General features: G+C 65.3%; 15 protein-coding genes. 12 read left to right on the top strand and 3 right to left on the bottom strand.

What is annotated here, in order from left to right:
* The first annotated feature begins 141 nt into the window (after positions 1-141).
* From I6F20_RS22610 to I6F20_RS22590, 5 genes are all read left to right on the top strand, one after another.
* Complete coding sequence (locus I6F20_RS22610; protein WP_225127871.1) at positions 142-2409, top strand: acyl-CoA dehydrogenase; 2268 nt, start codon at positions 142-144, stop codon at positions 2407-2409.
* Positions 2409-3692, top strand: coding sequence for an acetyl-CoA C-acetyltransferase (locus I6F20_RS22605; RefSeq protein ID WP_225127870.1), 1284 nt, complete (start codon positions 2409-2411; stop codon positions 3690-3692). Before I6F20_RS22610 ends, I6F20_RS22605 begins: the two co-directional genes overlap by 1 nt.
* 2 nt (positions 3693-3694) lie before the next feature.
* Positions 3695-5791, top strand: coding sequence for a 3-hydroxyacyl-CoA dehydrogenase NAD-binding domain-containing protein (locus I6F20_RS22600; protein ID WP_225127869.1), 2097 nt, complete (start codon positions 3695-3697; stop codon positions 5789-5791).
* A gap of 7 nt (positions 5792-5798) precedes the next feature.
* Positions 5799-6206 carry an acyl-CoA thioesterase gene (locus I6F20_RS22595; protein ID WP_036013863.1) on the top strand — a complete coding sequence of 136 codons (408 nt, stop codon included), beginning with the start codon at positions 5799-5801 and terminating at the stop codon, positions 6204-6206.
* Positions 6207-6438: 232 nt separating this feature from the next.
* The gene (locus I6F20_RS22590; protein WP_128924065.1) at positions 6439-6630 is read left to right on the top strand and encodes a hypothetical protein; all 192 of its coding nucleotides are present in this window, start codon (positions 6439-6441) and stop codon (positions 6628-6630) included.
* Between the two features lie 249 nt (positions 6631-6879).
* Here the strand turns inward: I6F20_RS22590 and I6F20_RS22585 are convergent, their stop codons facing one another.
* A complete protein-coding gene (locus I6F20_RS22585) occupies positions 6880-7332 on the bottom strand; it encodes a nuclear transport factor 2 family protein (protein WP_036013866.1) in 453 nt (150 codons plus the stop codon).
* Between the two features lie 152 nt (positions 7333-7484).
* Here I6F20_RS22585 and I6F20_RS22580 point away from each other — a divergent pair, with 152 nt between their 5' ends.
* Together I6F20_RS22580 and I6F20_RS22575 are read left to right on the top strand one after the other, a co-directional pair.
* On the top strand, positions 7485-8171 hold the full coding sequence (locus I6F20_RS22580; RefSeq protein ID WP_057026243.1) for an HAD family hydrolase: 687 nt from the start codon (positions 7485-7487) through the stop codon (positions 8169-8171).
* Positions 8172-8277: 106 nt separating this feature from the next.
* The gene (locus I6F20_RS22575) at positions 8278-9123 is read left to right on the top strand and encodes a DeoR/GlpR family DNA-binding transcription regulator (RefSeq protein ID WP_036013860.1); all 846 of its coding nucleotides are present in this window, start codon (positions 8278-8280) and stop codon (positions 9121-9123) included.
* Between the two features lie 3 nt (positions 9124-9126).
* Here I6F20_RS22575 and I6F20_RS22570 read toward each other — a convergent pair whose 3' ends face one another.
* Together I6F20_RS22570 and I6F20_RS22565 are read right to left on the bottom strand one after the other, a co-directional pair.
* On the bottom strand, positions 9127-9552 hold the full coding sequence (locus I6F20_RS22570) for a type II toxin-antitoxin system VapC family toxin (protein WP_225127868.1): 426 nt from the start codon (positions 9550-9552) through the stop codon (positions 9127-9129).
* Positions 9549-9833: a type II toxin-antitoxin system Phd/YefM family antitoxin gene (locus I6F20_RS22565; RefSeq protein WP_225127867.1), complete on the bottom strand. Its 285-nt coding sequence runs from the start codon at positions 9831-9833 to the stop codon at positions 9549-9551. The genes I6F20_RS22570 and I6F20_RS22565 overlap by 4 nt, the downstream gene beginning before the upstream one ends.
* Positions 9834-10061: 228 nt before the next feature.
* On the opposite strand from I6F20_RS22565, the gene glpD reads away from it, so the two are divergent.
* Genes glpD through I6F20_RS22540 form a run of 5 tightly spaced genes read left to right on the top strand, consistent with a single transcriptional unit; the run spans position 10062 to position 15565 of the window.
* Positions 10062-11612 carry a glycerol-3-phosphate dehydrogenase gene (gene glpD, locus I6F20_RS22560; protein ID WP_225127866.1) on the top strand — a complete coding sequence of 517 codons (1551 nt, stop codon included), beginning with the start codon at positions 10062-10064 and terminating at the stop codon, positions 11610-11612.
* Entirely contained in the window at positions 11609-12685 is a 1077-nt protein-coding gene (locus I6F20_RS22555; protein ID WP_057026248.1) for an ABC transporter ATP-binding protein, read from the top strand. The genes glpD and I6F20_RS22555 overlap by 4 nt, the downstream gene beginning before the upstream one ends.
* A gap of 14 nt (positions 12686-12699) precedes the next feature.
* The gene (locus tag I6F20_RS22550) at positions 12700-13785 is read left to right on the top strand and encodes an ABC transporter ATP-binding protein (protein ID WP_036013850.1); all 1086 of its coding nucleotides are present in this window, start codon (positions 12700-12702) and stop codon (positions 13783-13785) included.
* Positions 13785-14759, top strand: a complete 975-nt coding sequence (locus I6F20_RS22545; RefSeq protein ID WP_036013849.1) for a carbohydrate ABC transporter permease — start codon at positions 13785-13787, stop codon at positions 14757-14759. Before I6F20_RS22550 ends, I6F20_RS22545 begins: the two co-directional genes overlap by 1 nt.
* On the top strand, positions 14759-15565 hold the full coding sequence (locus I6F20_RS22540) for a carbohydrate ABC transporter permease (protein ID WP_036013847.1): 807 nt from the start codon (positions 14759-14761) through the stop codon (positions 15563-15565). Before I6F20_RS22545 ends, I6F20_RS22540 begins: the two co-directional genes overlap by 1 nt.
* The last annotated feature ends 8 nt before the right edge of the window (positions 15566-15573 follow it).

Genomic DNA, 15573 nt, shown 5'->3' with positions numbered 1-15573 from the left:
CTCCCGGAACTGCACCCCCGCCCCCGCCGTTATGGCTCGGGCGGCCGCCCGGCCGCGTCAATGTTGCAGGCGAGATGCTCGCCTCCGCCAGCCACTTTCCGCTAAAATGCCCGAAAACCGCGCCGATGCATGAGGTCAGCCATGAGCTTCCGCCGCGACACCATCACAAAGCCGATCTTCTCATGGGCGCGCGGCGTGCTGCCGGCGATGTCCGACACCGAGCGCGAGGCGCTGGAGGCGGGGGACGTCTGGTGGGATGCCGATCTCTTCACCGGCAACCCCGACTGGTCGAAGCTGCTGAAGGTCCCGCAGGCGACGCTGACGGACGAGGAGCGGGCCTTCCTCAATGGCCCCGTCGACGAGCTCTGCGCCATGCTCGATGAGTGGAAGATCTTTTGGGAATCGCGCGACCTGCCGCCGGACGTCTGGCACTTCGTCAAGCGCGAGAAATTCTTCGGCATGATCATTCCGAAGGAGTACGGCGGCCTCGGCTTCTCGCCCTACGCGCATTCGGAAGTGGTGCGCAAGATCTCGACCCGCTCGATCGCGGCCGCGGTCACCGTGATGGTGCCGAACTCGCTCGGCCCCGGCGAGCTCCTGATGCGCTTCGGCACCATTGAGCAGCAGCAGCGCTGGCTGCCGCGCCTCGCCGACGGTCGCGAGATTCCCTGCTTCGGCCTCACCAGCCCGGAAGCCGGCTCCGACGCCGCCTCGATGGTCGACACCGGCATCATCTGCAAGGGCGAATTCGAGGGTCGCGAGGTCGTCGGCCTCCGCCTCAACTGGCACAAGCGCTACATCACGCTCGGTCCGGTCGCGACGCTGCTCGGTCTCGCCTTCAAGGCCTATGATCCCGATCATCTCGTGGGGAGCCAGGAAGAGCTCGGCATCACCGTGGCGCTGATCCCGACGAACCTGCCCGGCGTCGAGATCGGGCAGCGTCATCTGCCCTCGATGCAGGTCTTTCAGAACGGCCCGAATTGGGGCCGGGACGTCTTCATCCCGCTCGACTACGTCATCGGCGGCAAGGAGCGGCTGGGGCAGGGCTGGAAGATGCTGATGACGGCGCTCGCCGCCGGCCGCGGCATCTCGCTGCCGTCGCTGTCGGCCGCCGGGGCCGCCTATGCCGCGCGCACCACCGGCGCCTATGCGCGCATCCGCGAGCAGTTCGGCATCTCGATCTCCAAGTTCGAAGGCGTCGAGGAGCCGCTCGCCCGCATCGTCGCGACCGCCTACCAGCTCGACGCCGCGCGCCGGCTCACCTGCGCGGCACTGAACGCCGGCATCCATCCCGCCGTCATCTCCGGCATCATGAAGCTGCACGCGACTGAGCGGATGCGCACCGCGGTCGACGACGCCATGGACATCCATGGCGGCAAGGCCGTGATCGACGGTCCGCAAAACTATCTCGGCAATCTCCACCGCGCCGTGCCGGTCGGCATCACCGTCGAAGGCGCCAACATCCTGACCCGCAATCTCATCGTGTTCGGACAAGGAGCCATCCGCGCCCATCCTTACCTGCTCGACGAGATGAACGCGCTCGCCGATAGCGATCGCGAGCGCGGCCTCGGCGCGTTCGACAAGGCGTTCTGGAAGCATGTCGGCCACAGCTTCAGGACACTCTTCCGCGCCATGGGTCGCAGCTGGACCTTTGGCGCATTCGCCCCAGTGCCCGATGCGGGCGATGCCACGCCCTTCTATCGCCAGCTCTCGCGCTACTCGGCGGCCTTTGCGCTCTGCGCCGACATGGCGCTGCTGACGCTCGGCGGCGCGCTCAAGCGCAAGGAAATGCTGTCGGCCCGCTTCGGCGACATCCTGTCCGAGCTCTATCTGCTCTCGGCCGCGCTGAAGCGCTGGCAGGACGAGGGGCGGCAGAAGGAGGATTTTGCCGCGCTGGAATGGTGCATGGCGACCGGGTTCAAAACCATCGAGAACCGGCTCGCCGAAATCCTGGCCAATCTGCCGAACCGCTTCGTCGCCGGCTTCCTCAGGCTCGTGGTGCAGCCGTTCGGCGCCCGCGTGCTCGGCCCGTCCGACCGCATCGTGCACCAATGCGCTGCCATCGTGCTGGAGCCGTCGGCGGCACGCGCGCGCCTCACGCCGGATCTGGCCCATGTCGACGACGACGGCGGCTTTGCCCGGCTGGAGCGCGCGTTCAAGCTGGTCGCGGCGACGGATGCGATCGCCAGGCGCATGCGTGCTGCGCATATCCGCGACTGGAAGGAGGCGGTGACGAAGGGCGTAATCACGCAAGCCGAGGGCGAGCAACTCGCCGCTGCCCGCGAAGCCGTCACAAAAGTGATAGAGGTCGACGATTTTGCGCCGGAGGCGCTGTCGCCGATTTACAAGAAAACCGTCAATGTGCATCAGTTCTTCCAGGAACTCGGTGAGCAGAGGGCGGCGAGCTGATGGCACGACCGGTATTCATCGTCGACGGCAGCCGGACGCCGTTCCTGAAGGCGCGTTCGGGGCCAGGGCCGTTCACGCCGGTCGATCTCGCCGTGCAATGCGGCCGACCGCTGCTGGCGCGCCAGCCGTTCTCGCCCGATAGCTTCGACCAGGTCATCCTCGGCTGCGTCAACGTGATCGCGGACGAGATGAACCCGGCCCGCGTCGCCGCGCTCCGGCTCGGCATGGGCGAGGACATGGTCGCCTTCACCGTGCAGATCAATTGCGGCTCGGGCATGCAGTCGATCGACACCGCCTACCGCTATATCCGCGAAGGCCATGCCGACATGGTTTTGGCCGGCGGCACCGAGGCGCTCAGCCACGCGCCGCTGGTCTGGCCGAATTCCGGCGTGCGCTGGTTCGCCGGCCTTGCCACCGCAAAGGGCATGGCCGCGAAGCTCGCCTCGGCGTTCAAGCTGAGGCCGCGCGATCTCAAGCCGATCATCGGCCTCGAGCGCGGCCTGACCGATCCCGTCACCGAGCTGAACATGGGCCAGACAGCCGAGGTCGTCGGCCATCTCTTCGGCATCACGCGCGCGCAGTCGGATGCCTATGCGGCCGAGAGCCATCGCCGGCTCGCGCATGCGCAAAGCGAGGGTTATCTGAAAGGCGAGGTCGAGACCGCGTTTTCCCGCGACGGCAAGTTCTTCGACCACGACGATGGCGTGCGCCCGGACTCGACGGCCGAGACGCTTGCAAAGCTCCGGCCGGTGTTCGAGCGGCCCTGGGGCCAGGTCACCGCCGGCAATTCCTCGCAGATCACCGACGGTGCCTCCTGGGTGATCCTCGCCTCTGACGCTGCCGTTGCAAAGCACAAGCTGACGCCGAAAGCTGCGATCGTCGACAGCCATTGGGCCGCGCTCGACCCCAGCATCATGGGGCTCGGTCCGGTGATGTCGGTGACGCCGCTGCTGAAGCGCAACGACCTCACCCTCAAGGACGTCGAGACCTGGGAGCTGAACGAGGCCTTCGCAACGCAGGTGCTCGGCTGTCTCGCCGCCTGGAACGACGACAAGTTCTGCCGCGAAATATTGCGGCTCGACGGCGCGGCCGGCGAGATCGACCGCGAGCGGCTGAACGTCGACGGCGGTGCGATTTCGCTGGGCCACCCCGTCGGCACCTCCGGCAACCGCATCGTGCTGCATCTCGTCAACGCGATGAAGCGGCTCGGCACGCGGCGCGGAATTGCCACCGAATGCATCGGCGGCGGGATCGGCGGCGCCATGCTGATCGAGGCGGTATGACCATGGATTCCAAGATCATGACCGTGCTCGCCGACCGCGTGCTGGAGCTCGGGTCGCGCCCTGCGCCGGATGGTCCCTACAAGCACTTCAAGCTGACGCGAGATGAAGACGGCGTCGCCTGGCTGCTGTTCGACCGCGCTGATGCCAGCGCCAACACCCTGTCCTCCGACGTGATGGAGGAGTTCGACGCCGTGCTCGCGGCGATCGAGACCGAGCGCCCCGCCGGTCTCGTCATCCGCTCGGCAAAGCCGTCCGGCTTCATTGCCGGCGCCGACGTCAATGAATTCCGTGGTGCCAACGATCCCGGCATGGTGGAGACGCGCATCCGCGCCGCGCATGCGGTGGTCGACCATCTGGAAGCCTTGAGGCTGCCGACGGTCGCGGTCATCCACGGTTTCTGCCTCGGCGGCGGGCTCGAGGTGGCGCTGGCCTGCCAGGCGCGCATCGCCATCGATGGGGCGCGTTTCGGCTTCCCGGAGGTGATGCTCGGCCTGCATCCCGGCCTTGGCGGCACCGCGCGTTTCACTGCGCTCGTCAATCCGACGCAGTCGATGGCGCTGATGCTGACCGGGCGCACCATCGATGCGCGCCGAGCCAGATCGCTCGGCCTCGTCGACACCGTGACGCAGGAGCGGCATGTCCAGGGCGCGGTGAAGGATGCGCTGTTCGGCCGTCTGAAGCGGGCCAAGCCTGGTCTGCTGATGCGTGCCGCCAATCTCGGGCCGGTGCGCGGCCTGCTGGCCAAGCGCATGCGAGCGGAGGCCGCGAAGGCCGCATCGCGCGAGCATTATCCGGCGCCCTATGCGCTGATCGATCTCTGGGAAGCGCATGGCGGCAGCAAATCCGCGATGCTGAAGGCGGAACAGGCCTCGTTCGCCAAGCTGATGGTGACGCCGACCGCGCAGAATCTGATCCGGGTCTTCTTCCTGCGGGAGCAGATGAAGAAGGCGGCAGGCGCCGGCAGCACGGTGAAGCATGTTCACGTCATCGGCGCCGGCGCGATGGGCGGCGACATCGCGGCCTGGTGTGCGGGGCAGGGCGTTCGCGTGTCGCTCGCCGACATGAAGCCGGAGCCGATCGCAGGCGCGGTCAAACGCGCGGCCGACCTCTACGGCAAGATCATCCGCAAGCCCACCGACGAGCGCGACGCGCTCGACCGCCTCATTCCCGACATGGACGGCGAGGGCGTCCGCAACGCCGATCTCATCATCGAGGCGGTGCCGGAGAAGTTGGAGCTGAAACAGAAGGTCTATGCCGGACTCGAGCCGCGGATGAAGCCCGGAGCCATCCTTGCGACGAACACGTCCAGCATCCCGCTGCAGGATCTGCGCACCACGCTGGCGCGGCCGGAGCGGCTGGTCGGCCTGCATTTCTTCAACCCGGTGTCGCGGCTGCAATTGGTCGAGGTTGTCAGCCATGACGGCAACGATGCACACGTGCTGAAAGAGGCGCTCGCCTTTGTCGGAGCGATCGACCGCCTGCCATTGCCTGTGAAGAGCTCGCCCGGCTTCCTCGTCAACCGCGCGCTGACGCCTTACATGCTGGAAGCGATGGTGATGCTGGACGAGAAGATCGACCAGCGCCTGATCGATGAAGCGGCCGTGCAGTTCGGCATGCCGATGGGTCCGATCGAGCTGGCCGATCAGGTCGGGCTCGACATCTGCCTCGACGTCGGCGACATGCTGCGCACCAAGTTCGGCGATCTCCTGCCGCCGACGCCGGCCTGGCTGCGCGAGAAGGTCGCCAAGGGCGAGCTCGGCCGCAAGACCGGCAAGGGCTTTTACACCTGGAAGGACGGCAAGGCGGAGAAAGCAGCGTTGCCGGAGACCGGACCGCGGGTCACCGACCAGATGATCGACCGCCTGGTGTTGCCGATGTCCAATGTCTGCGTCGCGGCGCTTCGCGAGGGCATTGTCGACGATGCCGACGCGGTCGATGGCGCCATGATCTTCGGCACCGGTTATGCACCCTTCCGCGGTGGCCCGCTGAATTACGCGCGCACGCGCGGCGTGGAGAACATCGTATCCACTCTGCGCGCGCTGGCGGAACGATTCGGCGCGCGCTTCGCGCCCGATCCGGGCTGGGACAATTTCAAGTGAGAGCCATATGAGCGAACAAGCGGCCGGACCGAGCGGGGATCTCTGCATCCGCACGCTGGCGATGCCGGCCGACACCAACGCCAATGGTGACATCTTCGGCGGCTGGCTGCTCAGCCAGATGGACGTCGGCGGCGGCGTGTTCGCCTCGAAGGTCGCGCGGTCGCGCACCGTGACGGTCGCGATCGAGGCGATGAATTTTCGCAAAGCGGTCTATGTCGGCGATCTCGTCTCGGTCTACGCCAATCTCGTGCGCGTCGGGCGCACCTCGCTGACCGTGCATCTCGAGGCCTGGGCATTGCGGCGCAAGGAGTTGCATCCGTTCCTCGTCACCGACGGTCATTTCACCTACGTCTCGATCGACGACCACGGCCGTCCCCAGGCGATCCAGCGAAACGATCCGCCGATCGCGACGTAATCGCGCGCGACGCACTGTCCCATATTGCGAGGCCTTGCAGCGCCGCAGAACGCGGCACGAGCAAGTCACATCGTCGCGGCTTCGCCAAGAACCAGTCAAGAACCAGTCATAAAACGGATGAGGTCCCGGCGTACTCAATTGCGTGTCGATTCGGGGTGGAAACGCCGCAATGCCCTTGGGAACCTTTGGGCGGGAGCGCCGTTGTTTGCCCGCACTGAGGAAGCCACGGACTATGCCGGACAGCTACATCATCGAAGTCGATTCGCAGACCGCAGGTATCGTCGTTCGTTCTTCTGGAGGCTACTGCTTCTTCGCCTCATCGCACCGCTTCAACCGTCTCGAAGGCCAGCTATTCCGCAACGCCCGCGAAGCCGAGCGCGCCGCGCGCAGGCTGGTGAATGGCGAGGTGAAGGAGGCGGCGTAACTGTCATTCCGGCCCGCGAGGCGTGGTCGGAATTTTTTGCCGCCCTTGATGTTGCTGCCTTCTTCCTTCTCCCCTCATGTCCGCCGAAGCCTTGGCGAAGGCGGATGCGGGAGAAGGTGGCGCGAAGCGCCGGATAAGGGGTTGGCTCCGCGAATTCAATAGAGAGTTAGATCCGCGGATAGATACCCCTCACCCGACTTCGCTTTGCGAAGCCACCCTCTCCCGCAAGGGGAGAGGGGAAAGACGTGATCACAACTTCGTCGCCGCCCGCGACAACAGCTTCCACTCGTCGCCTTGCTTCTGCCAGTTCATCAGGATGTGAAGGTTGGTCGATACTTTTTTCCCATCGGCCGCCATCTCCTGCTCGCCCAGCCAGTGGAAACGCACGATCGCTGCGGGGCCGACGACCTTGATGGTGGGATCCTTGTATTCGATGGACAGAAACTTCGATTTGCCGTCGGTGGCGTTGGCGATGAACGCCGCCTTGTCTTCGACCTTGCCGCTGGAATGGCTGTAGCTCAGTTCCTCCGCGCAGAGCGCGCCGAGCGCCTTGGGATCGGCCGCGATCTGGGCGAGGCGGAAGGCCTCGACCCTCTTCGCCACGGCGTCCTCATCTGCCGAAGCGGCGAGCGCCGGCGTGGCGAACGCAAGCGCGGACACGGCGAGCGTCGAGAGAGCCAGATCCCGTCGGTTGATCGTCATCGTTTCCTCCTTTTTGATCTTGCAATCAGTGTTGCAGTCGCACGCGACTTTGTCGAGTGTCACCTGCCTCATGTGGATGCGTCATTGCGCGATCGAGGCCGTATTGATACGCCTTCCGCATCGATGCGCCGCGCATTTGGGAAAGTACGGAAATGATCGAGACCAAACACGATGGAATGGGCCGGGCGCTGTTGTTCGACATCGACGGCACGCTCGCCGACACCGATCCGTTGCACTTGAAGGCTTTCAACCAGGTGCTCGGCCCGCACGGACACGTCTTCGATCACGCACGTTTCTCCCTCGAGCTGCAGGGCTTCGCCAATGTCGCCATCGGCGATCGCTTTCTGCCCCACGAGGCGCCGGAGCGGCGCGCCCTCATCCTCGAAGAGAAGGAGGAGGTCTTCCGCACGCTGGTGGCCGGGCAGATCGCGCCGCTGCCGGGCCTGATGGCGCTACTCGACCGCGCCGATGGCGCCGGCATCCCCATGGTCGCCGTGACCAACGCGCCGCGTCTCAACGCCGAGCTGCTGCTCTCAGGACTCGGCATCACGCATCGTTTCAAGGCGCTGGTGATCGGCGCCGAGCTGCCGCACGGCAAGCCGCATCCGCTGCCCTATCAGGAGGGGCTGCGTTTCGTCGGCGCGAGCCCGCGAGCCTCGATCGCATTCGAGGACTCCCGCACCGGCGTGCAGTCCGCAACGGCCGCCGGCATTCCGACTGTCGGCATCCGCACCAGCCTCAGCCATGCTGACCTGGTTGGAGCAGGCGCGGTCGCCTCCGCCAGCGCGTTCGACGACCCGACGCTGCTCGCACGTCTTGCAAGTGCCATGGGGTGGTAAGAAATGGCATGGTGAGGACCTTCATCCGTCAACCGTGATCGGCGTCCGCATTGACCGCAGGCGCGAACCGCCGCACCATGCATCATTCTGATTTGAGGCCTTTGCCGTGACCGGATTGACCCATCGCCAAGCCGAAATCCTCAACATCGCGCGCGCCTCCGGCCGCGTCATGGTCGAGGAGCTGGCGCGCCGCTTCGAGGTGTCGGCGCAGACCATCCGCAAGGATCTCAACGATCTCTGTGAGCGGCGTTCGCTGACCCGCATCCATGGCGGCGCCATCATCGCCTCGGGCGTGGAAAACCTCGCCTATGAGGCGCGCCGCTTCGTCGCCGCCGACGAGAAGAAGGCGATTGGCGCTGCCGCCGCCTCGCTGATCCCGAACGGCTGCTCGCTCTTCATCAACATCGGCACCACGACGGAGGAGGTGGCGAGCGCGCTGACCTCGCATGAGGATCTGCTCGTCATCACCAACAACCTCAATGTCGCCATGCTGCTCTACCGCCATCCGCGCATCGAGGTGGTGGTCGCCGGCGGCACGGTGCGGCGCGCCGATGGCGCCGTGGTCGGCTCGACCGCGACGCAGCTGATCGGACAGTTCAAGGTCGACTATGCCATCATCGGCGCCTCGGCGATCGACGAGGAGGGCGCGCTGCTCGACTTCGACTACCGCGAGGTGCAGGTGGCGCAGGCCATCATCGCCAATGCCCGCAGCGTCATGCTGGTCGCCGATTCCACAAAACTTCGCCGCAGCGCGCCGGTGCGCATCGCCCACATCACCCAGATCCAGACCTTCGTCACCGACCAGGAGCTGCCCGAGCGCCTCGCCACCATCTGCCACAGCAAGGGCATCGAGGTGGTCGAGGCGATGCCGAAGGGCGCGGAGGTCGACGATGCGTCGGCCGAGGTGCAGGATGCCGCACCGGAAGCCGCACCAGTGGTGCGGCTGAGATAGAGGCTAAGCGTCGTCCCAGGGGTTGAGCAGCGGAACGCCGAAGGCCGCAAAATCCTTCACGTTGCGTGTGACGAGTGTGAGATCGTTGACCAGCGCAGTCGCCGCAAAGAAGCCGTCCATGACGGACAATGCGACGCCGCTCTTGCGGCTCTGCGCCATGAGGTCACCCGAACGCTCGGCCACTGTTTGGTCGATCGGCAGGACGCGCTCGGCAAACCGCGCAGGCAAATCGTGGGCAAGCCAGACGGCCAGCGCGGTGCGTCGGCGACCATCCTCAAGCAATGCGATGCCACGGCGAAGCTCGGCGATCGAGGCGACGCTGATGAACGCACGGTCCTCATCGATCCTATCCAGCCATGCCACAACTTTTGGCGAAGGCGCGGGCCGCTGAACTTCCGAAAGCACGTTGGTATCCAGCAAAAGGTTCATGGCACTTCGTCGCGTGGCGTGTCGTGCAGCCGGTCGAGTTCAAGGTCAACGCCGCGTAATGGCGAGGCCAGCAGGAATTCGGCCAGGGTGCCCTTGCGCGCTGTCTTGCGCGCCCATTCCTCGACGGAAACGATGACGGCATTCGGCTTGCCGTGACGGGTGATGACCTGCGGGCCAGCCTGGGCGCGATCGATCACCTCGGACAGTCGCGCCTTGGCATTGGCCAACGTCCAGCTGTCATTCGTTGGAAGCGGGTCGGGTTCAACGTTACGATTGACCATAGGGATAAACCATTTTGACTAGTATGACTATAGTCGCTCGACGCTGACCAATCAAGGTGCTGGTGCCTCCCAAATCGCCGTGGCGCTGCCCAACATGAACTCCTCTTGCTCACCAAGAAACTTCCGCTTTCGCTTCCTTTCGCCTCTCTTTCATCTTGCTTTCGTTTTTCGGTATGATCTAATCAAAAGCGAAAGTAGCCGCTCGATGGAACGGGCGGTCGCCGGGGGATGCGTCTGTTGGAGCGTATTTTCGATCTCGCCATCATCGGAGGCGGTGTTAACGGCTGCGGCATCGCGCGCGACGCGGTGGGCCGCGGCAATACCGTTTTCCTGTGCGAAATGAACGATCTGGCGAGCGGGACATCGTCGTGGTCGACCAAGCTCGTGCATGGCGGCCTGCGCTATCTCGAATATTACGAGTTTCGGCTGGTCCGCGAGGCCCTGATCGAGCGCGAGATCCTCTGGGGCATAGCGCCCCACATCATCCGGCCCCTGCGATTCGTTCTGCCGCATCACGCCGGCCTGCGCCCGGCCTGGCTGCTGCGCCTCGGCCTCTTCCTCTATGATCACATCGGCGGCCGTCACCTGTTGCCGGCGACCCGCTCGGTCGATCTCAAGCGCGATGAGGTCGGCAAGCCGCTGATCCCGAACCGCTACAGCCGCGCCTTCGAATATTCGGACTGTTTCGTCGACGACGCCCGCCTCGTCGTGCTCAATGCGCGCGATGCCGCCGACAAGGGCGCCGAGATCCGCACCCGAACCCGCGCCACCGAGATTCGCCAGTCGGACGGCGTCTGGACCGTCAGCATGGTCGATACGCTGACCGGCGCGCGCTCGCAGATCCAGGCCAAGGCGCTGATCAATGCCGGCGGGCCCTGGGTCGAGGACGTGCTCGGCCGCGGCGCCGGCGTGAATGCGAAAGCCAAGGTGCGCCTGGTGCAGGGCTCGCACATCGTCGTGAAGAAGCTCTACGACCACGACCGCGCCTACATGTTCCAGAATGCCGATGGCCGCATCATATTCGTGATCCCGTACCAGGACGACTTCACGCTGATCGGCACCACCGACCGCGACTATGACGGCGATCCCGCCAAGGTGAAGGCGACGACTGAAGAGATCGAGTATCTCTGCAAGGCGGCCAGCGAATATCTGGCCAAGCCCGTCGCGCCCACCGACGTGGTCTGGACCTATTCCGGCGTGCGTCCGCTCTATGACGACGGCGCCAGCGAGGCCAAGGCCGCGACGCGCGACTACGTGTTCGAGCTCGACACGCCCGGCGGCGTGCCGCTGCTGTCGATCTATGGCGGCAAGATCACGACCTATCGCAGGCTCGCCGAAGAGGCCTTGGAGCGCCTTGCGCCTTACTTGCGCAGTGCGAAAGCGCGCGAAGGCTGGACCGGCAAATGGCCGCTGCCGGGCGGTGACATGAACGTATCCGACATCGACGGCCTGATCGCCGAGCTGCAGCGCGGCTATCCCTTCCTCAGCCATGAGCATGCGCGGCGCCTGGCGCGCGCCTATGGCACCCGTGCCATCAAGCTGCTCGGCGATGCAAAATCGGCTGCGGATCTCGGCCAGGCCTTTGGCGCCACGCTAACCGAGCGCGAGGTCCGCTATCTCATGGCCAACGAATGGGCCGTCACCGCCGACGACGTGGTCTGGCGCCGTTCCAAGCTCGGCCTGCGACTATCTGCCGACGAGATCGCGACCCTCGACGACTGGATCAGGAGCCATGCCGTGGAGCAAAGTCCCCTGCTGGAAACGGGAGGACGCTCATGACCGTGACACTCGATCACGTGACCCGGACCGTGGAAGGCGTGCCGCACATCCGTGACGTCTCGCTGACGCTCGAGAGCGGTACGCTCAACGTGCTGCTCGGGCCGACGCTGTCAGGCAAGACCTCGATCATGCGGTTGCTCGCCGGCCTCGACAAGCCGACCACGGGCAAGGTGTTCGTCAACGGCAAGGACGTCACCGGCGCCGACGTGCGCCAGCGCTCGGTCGCGATGGTGTACCAGCAGTTCATCAACTACCCCTCGCTCACGGTCTACGAGAACATCGCCTCGCCCCTGCGCGTGCAGGGCAAGCCGCGCGACGAGATCGAGGCGCGCGTCGCCGAGGCCGCAAAGCTGCTGCGGCTCGAGCCGTTCCTGAAGCGCACGCCGCTCCAGCTCTCCGGCGGCCAGCAGCAGCGCACCGCGATCGCACGCGCGCTGGTCAAGGGCGCCGACCTCGTGCTGCTCGACGAGCCGCTCGCCAATCTCGACTACAAGCTGCGCGAGGAGCTGCGGGCGGAGCTGCCGCGCATCTTCGAGGCCTCCGGCGCGATCTTCGTCTATGCCACAACCGAGCCGACCGAGGCGCTGCTGCTCGGCGGCAACACGGTGTGCATGTGGGAGGGCCAGGCGCTGCAGATGGGTGAGACCACCAATGTCTATCGCCGGCCGCAGACCTTGCGCGTTGCGCAGGTGTTTTCGGATCCGCCGCTGAATCTCGTGGGCCTCGAGAAGGGGAACGGCATGGTCCAATATGCGGGCGGGAGTGCAGCGCCCGCGTCCGGGCTTTATGCCGGTCTGCCCGACGGCTTCTATCGCGTCGGCTTTCGTGCCCATCAGCTCGGGCTTGCCAATGGCGAGGCCGACCGTCACGCCTTCCACGCCACTGTCACGGTGACCGAGATCACGGGTTCGGAGAGCTTCGTGCATCTGACCCGCGACGGATCGAATTGGGTGGCGGTGCTGCACGGCGTGCACGAGTTCGAGCCGGGCCAGATGCTCGATGCCGTGCTCGATCCCAATGATGTCTTCGTCTTCGATGCTGCCGACCGTCTGGTCGCGGCACCGGGCTCTTAGGAGGGAGATGCGCCATGGCCCGCATTGACCTCGTCGATCTCGCCCATTCCTACGGCGGCAACGATGCGCCGCAGGAGAGCTTTGCGCTCAAGCCTGTCACCATGACCTGGCGGCAGGGCGGCGCCTATGCGCTGCTCGGCCCCTCCGGCTGCGGCAAGACCACGCTGCTGAACGTCATCTCCGGCATCATCACGCCGTCGCGGGGGAAGATCCTGTTCGACGGCAAGGACATCACACCGCTGTCAACCCAGAAGCGCAACATCGCGCAGGTGTTCCAGTTTCCGGTGATCTACGACACCATGACGGTGGGGGAGAACCTGGCGTTTCCGCTGAAGAATCGCGGCGTGCCGAAGGCCGACATTGACAGGCGCGTCGCCGAGATCGGTCGCCTGCTCGATCTCGAGCCCTATCTGAACCGCAAGGCCACGCGCCTGACCGCCGACGCCAAGCAGAAGATCTCGCTCGGCCGCGGTCTCGTGCGCAACGACGTTGCCGCCGTGCTGTTCGACGAGCCGCTGACGGTGATCGATCCCGAGCTGAAATGGCAGCTCCGCTCCAAGCTGAAGGCGCTGCATCGCGAGCTCGACCTCACGATGATCTATGTCACCCATGACCAGACCGAGGCGCTGACCTTCGCCGACACCGTCGTGGTCATGCATGACGGTCGCGTCGTGCAGAGCGGCACGCCGGCCGAGCTGTTCGACAAGCCGGCGCATACGTTCGTCGGCTATTTCATCGGTTCGCCCGGCATGAACATCCTGCCGGCCGAGGTGAGGGGGCGCGAGGCCAGGATCGACGGCCACGTCATCGCGCTGAACCGCAGCTACGACAACCTGCCTGCAGGGGCGAAGATCGAGATCGGCGTCCGTCCCGAATTCGTCGAGGTGGTCGCGCCCGCACCTGGCCTGCTCACCGCCAGGATCGAGCGCATCGACGATCTCGGCCGCATCCGCTTCGCGCGCGTGCGCGTCGTCGACGCCAAGCTCGCGGCGCGCGCTCCTGGCGGCTTCACCAGCGCGGACGGTACCGCCGGGCTGAAATTCGATCCGTCGCACGTCCACGTCTATGCCGACAGCCTTCTGGTGGAGGGAGCCGCCTGATGGACAAGACCGTCAACCAAAAAGCCTGGTTCCTGGTGCTGCCGGTGTTCCTGGTCGTCGCCTTCTCGGCGGTGCTGCCGCTGATGACGGTGGTGAACTATTCGATGCAGGACACCTTCGGCAACAACCAGTTCTTCTGGAACGGCGTGGGCTGGTTCAAGGAGCTGCTCGATCCCTCCACCGACCTCGGCGGCCGCTTCCTCGCCTCGCTCGGCCGCAACCTGTTCTTCTCGCTCGTCATCCTGGCCATCGAGGTGCCGCTCGGCATCGTCGTCGCGTTGTCGATGCCGCGCGAGGGCTGGACCGTCGCGGCCTGCCTCGTCATTCTCGCGCTGCCGCTGCTGATCCCCTGGAACGTGGTCGGCACCATCTGGCAGATCTTCGGGCGTCCCGACATCGGCCTGCTCGGCTACGTCCTCAATGCCATGGGCTTCGATTACAATTACGTCTCCAACGACATCGATGCCTGGTTCACGGTCATCGTGATGGACGTCTGGCACTGGACCAGCCTCGTCGCGCTGCTGTGCTATGCCGGCCTGAAGTCGATTCCCGAAGCCTATTACCAGGCCGCGCAGATCGACGGCGCCTCGCGCTGGGCCGTGTTCAAGGCGATCCAGCTGCCGAAGATGAACCGCGTGCTCTTGATCGCGGTGCTGCTGCGCTTCATGGACAGCTTCATGATCTACACCGAGCCGTTCGTCGTCACCGGTGGCGGGCCCGGCAATTCCACCACCTTCGTGTCGATCGAGCTGGTCAAGATTGCGCTCGGCCAGTTCGACCTCGGCAAGGCCGCGGCGCTGTCGCTGGTCTACAACCTCATCATCCTGATCGTCTGCTGGATCTTCTACACCGTCATGACCAATGCCGGTGTCGAACGCAAAGTCCAGGCTTCAAGCGAGCCGGCGGCGGAGCCCAAGCCCGCGGCCGCGCTCAAGCCCGTGCCCGCACTCGAGCCAAGGGAAGGAGTGGCCTGATGCATTCGATCCCCGGCCGTCGCCTCATCATGGGGCTGTTCCTGATCTTCCTGCTGCTGCCGATCTACTGGCTCGTCAACATGAGCTTCAAGACCAACAGCGAGATCGTCTCGACGATGACGCTGTGGCCGCACACTCCGACGCTGCAGCACTACAAGCGCATCTTCACCGACGAGAGCTGGTATTCGGGCTACATCAATTCGCTCGAATACGTCGTCCTCAACACCATCATCTCGATCGCCGTGGCGCTGCCGGCGGCTTACGCCTTCTCGCGCTACCGTTTCCTCGGTGACAAGCATTTATTCTTCTGGCTGTTGTCGAACCGCATGGCGCCGGCGGCGGTCTATGCGCTGCCGTTCTTCAATCTCTATTCGGCGATCGGCCTGTTCGACACCCCCTGGGCCGTCGCGCTCGCGCACTGCATCTTCAACGTGCCGCTCGCGGTGTGGATCCTCGAAGGCTTCGTCTCCGGCGTGCCGCGCGAGATCGACGAGACCGCGTTCCTCGACGGCTATTCCTTCCCGCGCTTCTTCATCAAGATCCTGGTGCCGCTGATCGCGAGCGGCATCGGCGTCGCCGCCTTCTTCTGCTTCATGTTCTCCTGGGTCGAGCTCTTGCTCGCGCGCACGCTGACGTCGGTGCATGCCAAGCCGATCGCAGCGATCATGACGCGTACGGTGTCGGCGGCCGGCATGGATTGGGGCCTGCTCGCCGCCGCCGGGGTGCTCACCATTATTCCGGGCGCGCTGGTGATCTGGTTCGTCCGCAACTACATCGCGCGCGGTTTCGCGCTCGGCCGCGTCTGAGGAGGCAT

This window comes from Bradyrhizobium sp. IC3123 (assembly GCF_020193625.1).
Taxonomy (GTDB): Bacteria; Pseudomonadota; Alphaproteobacteria; order Rhizobiales; family Xanthobacteraceae; genus Bradyrhizobium; species Bradyrhizobium yuanmingense.
This window is presented reverse-complemented; position numbering and strand designations above follow the sequence as displayed.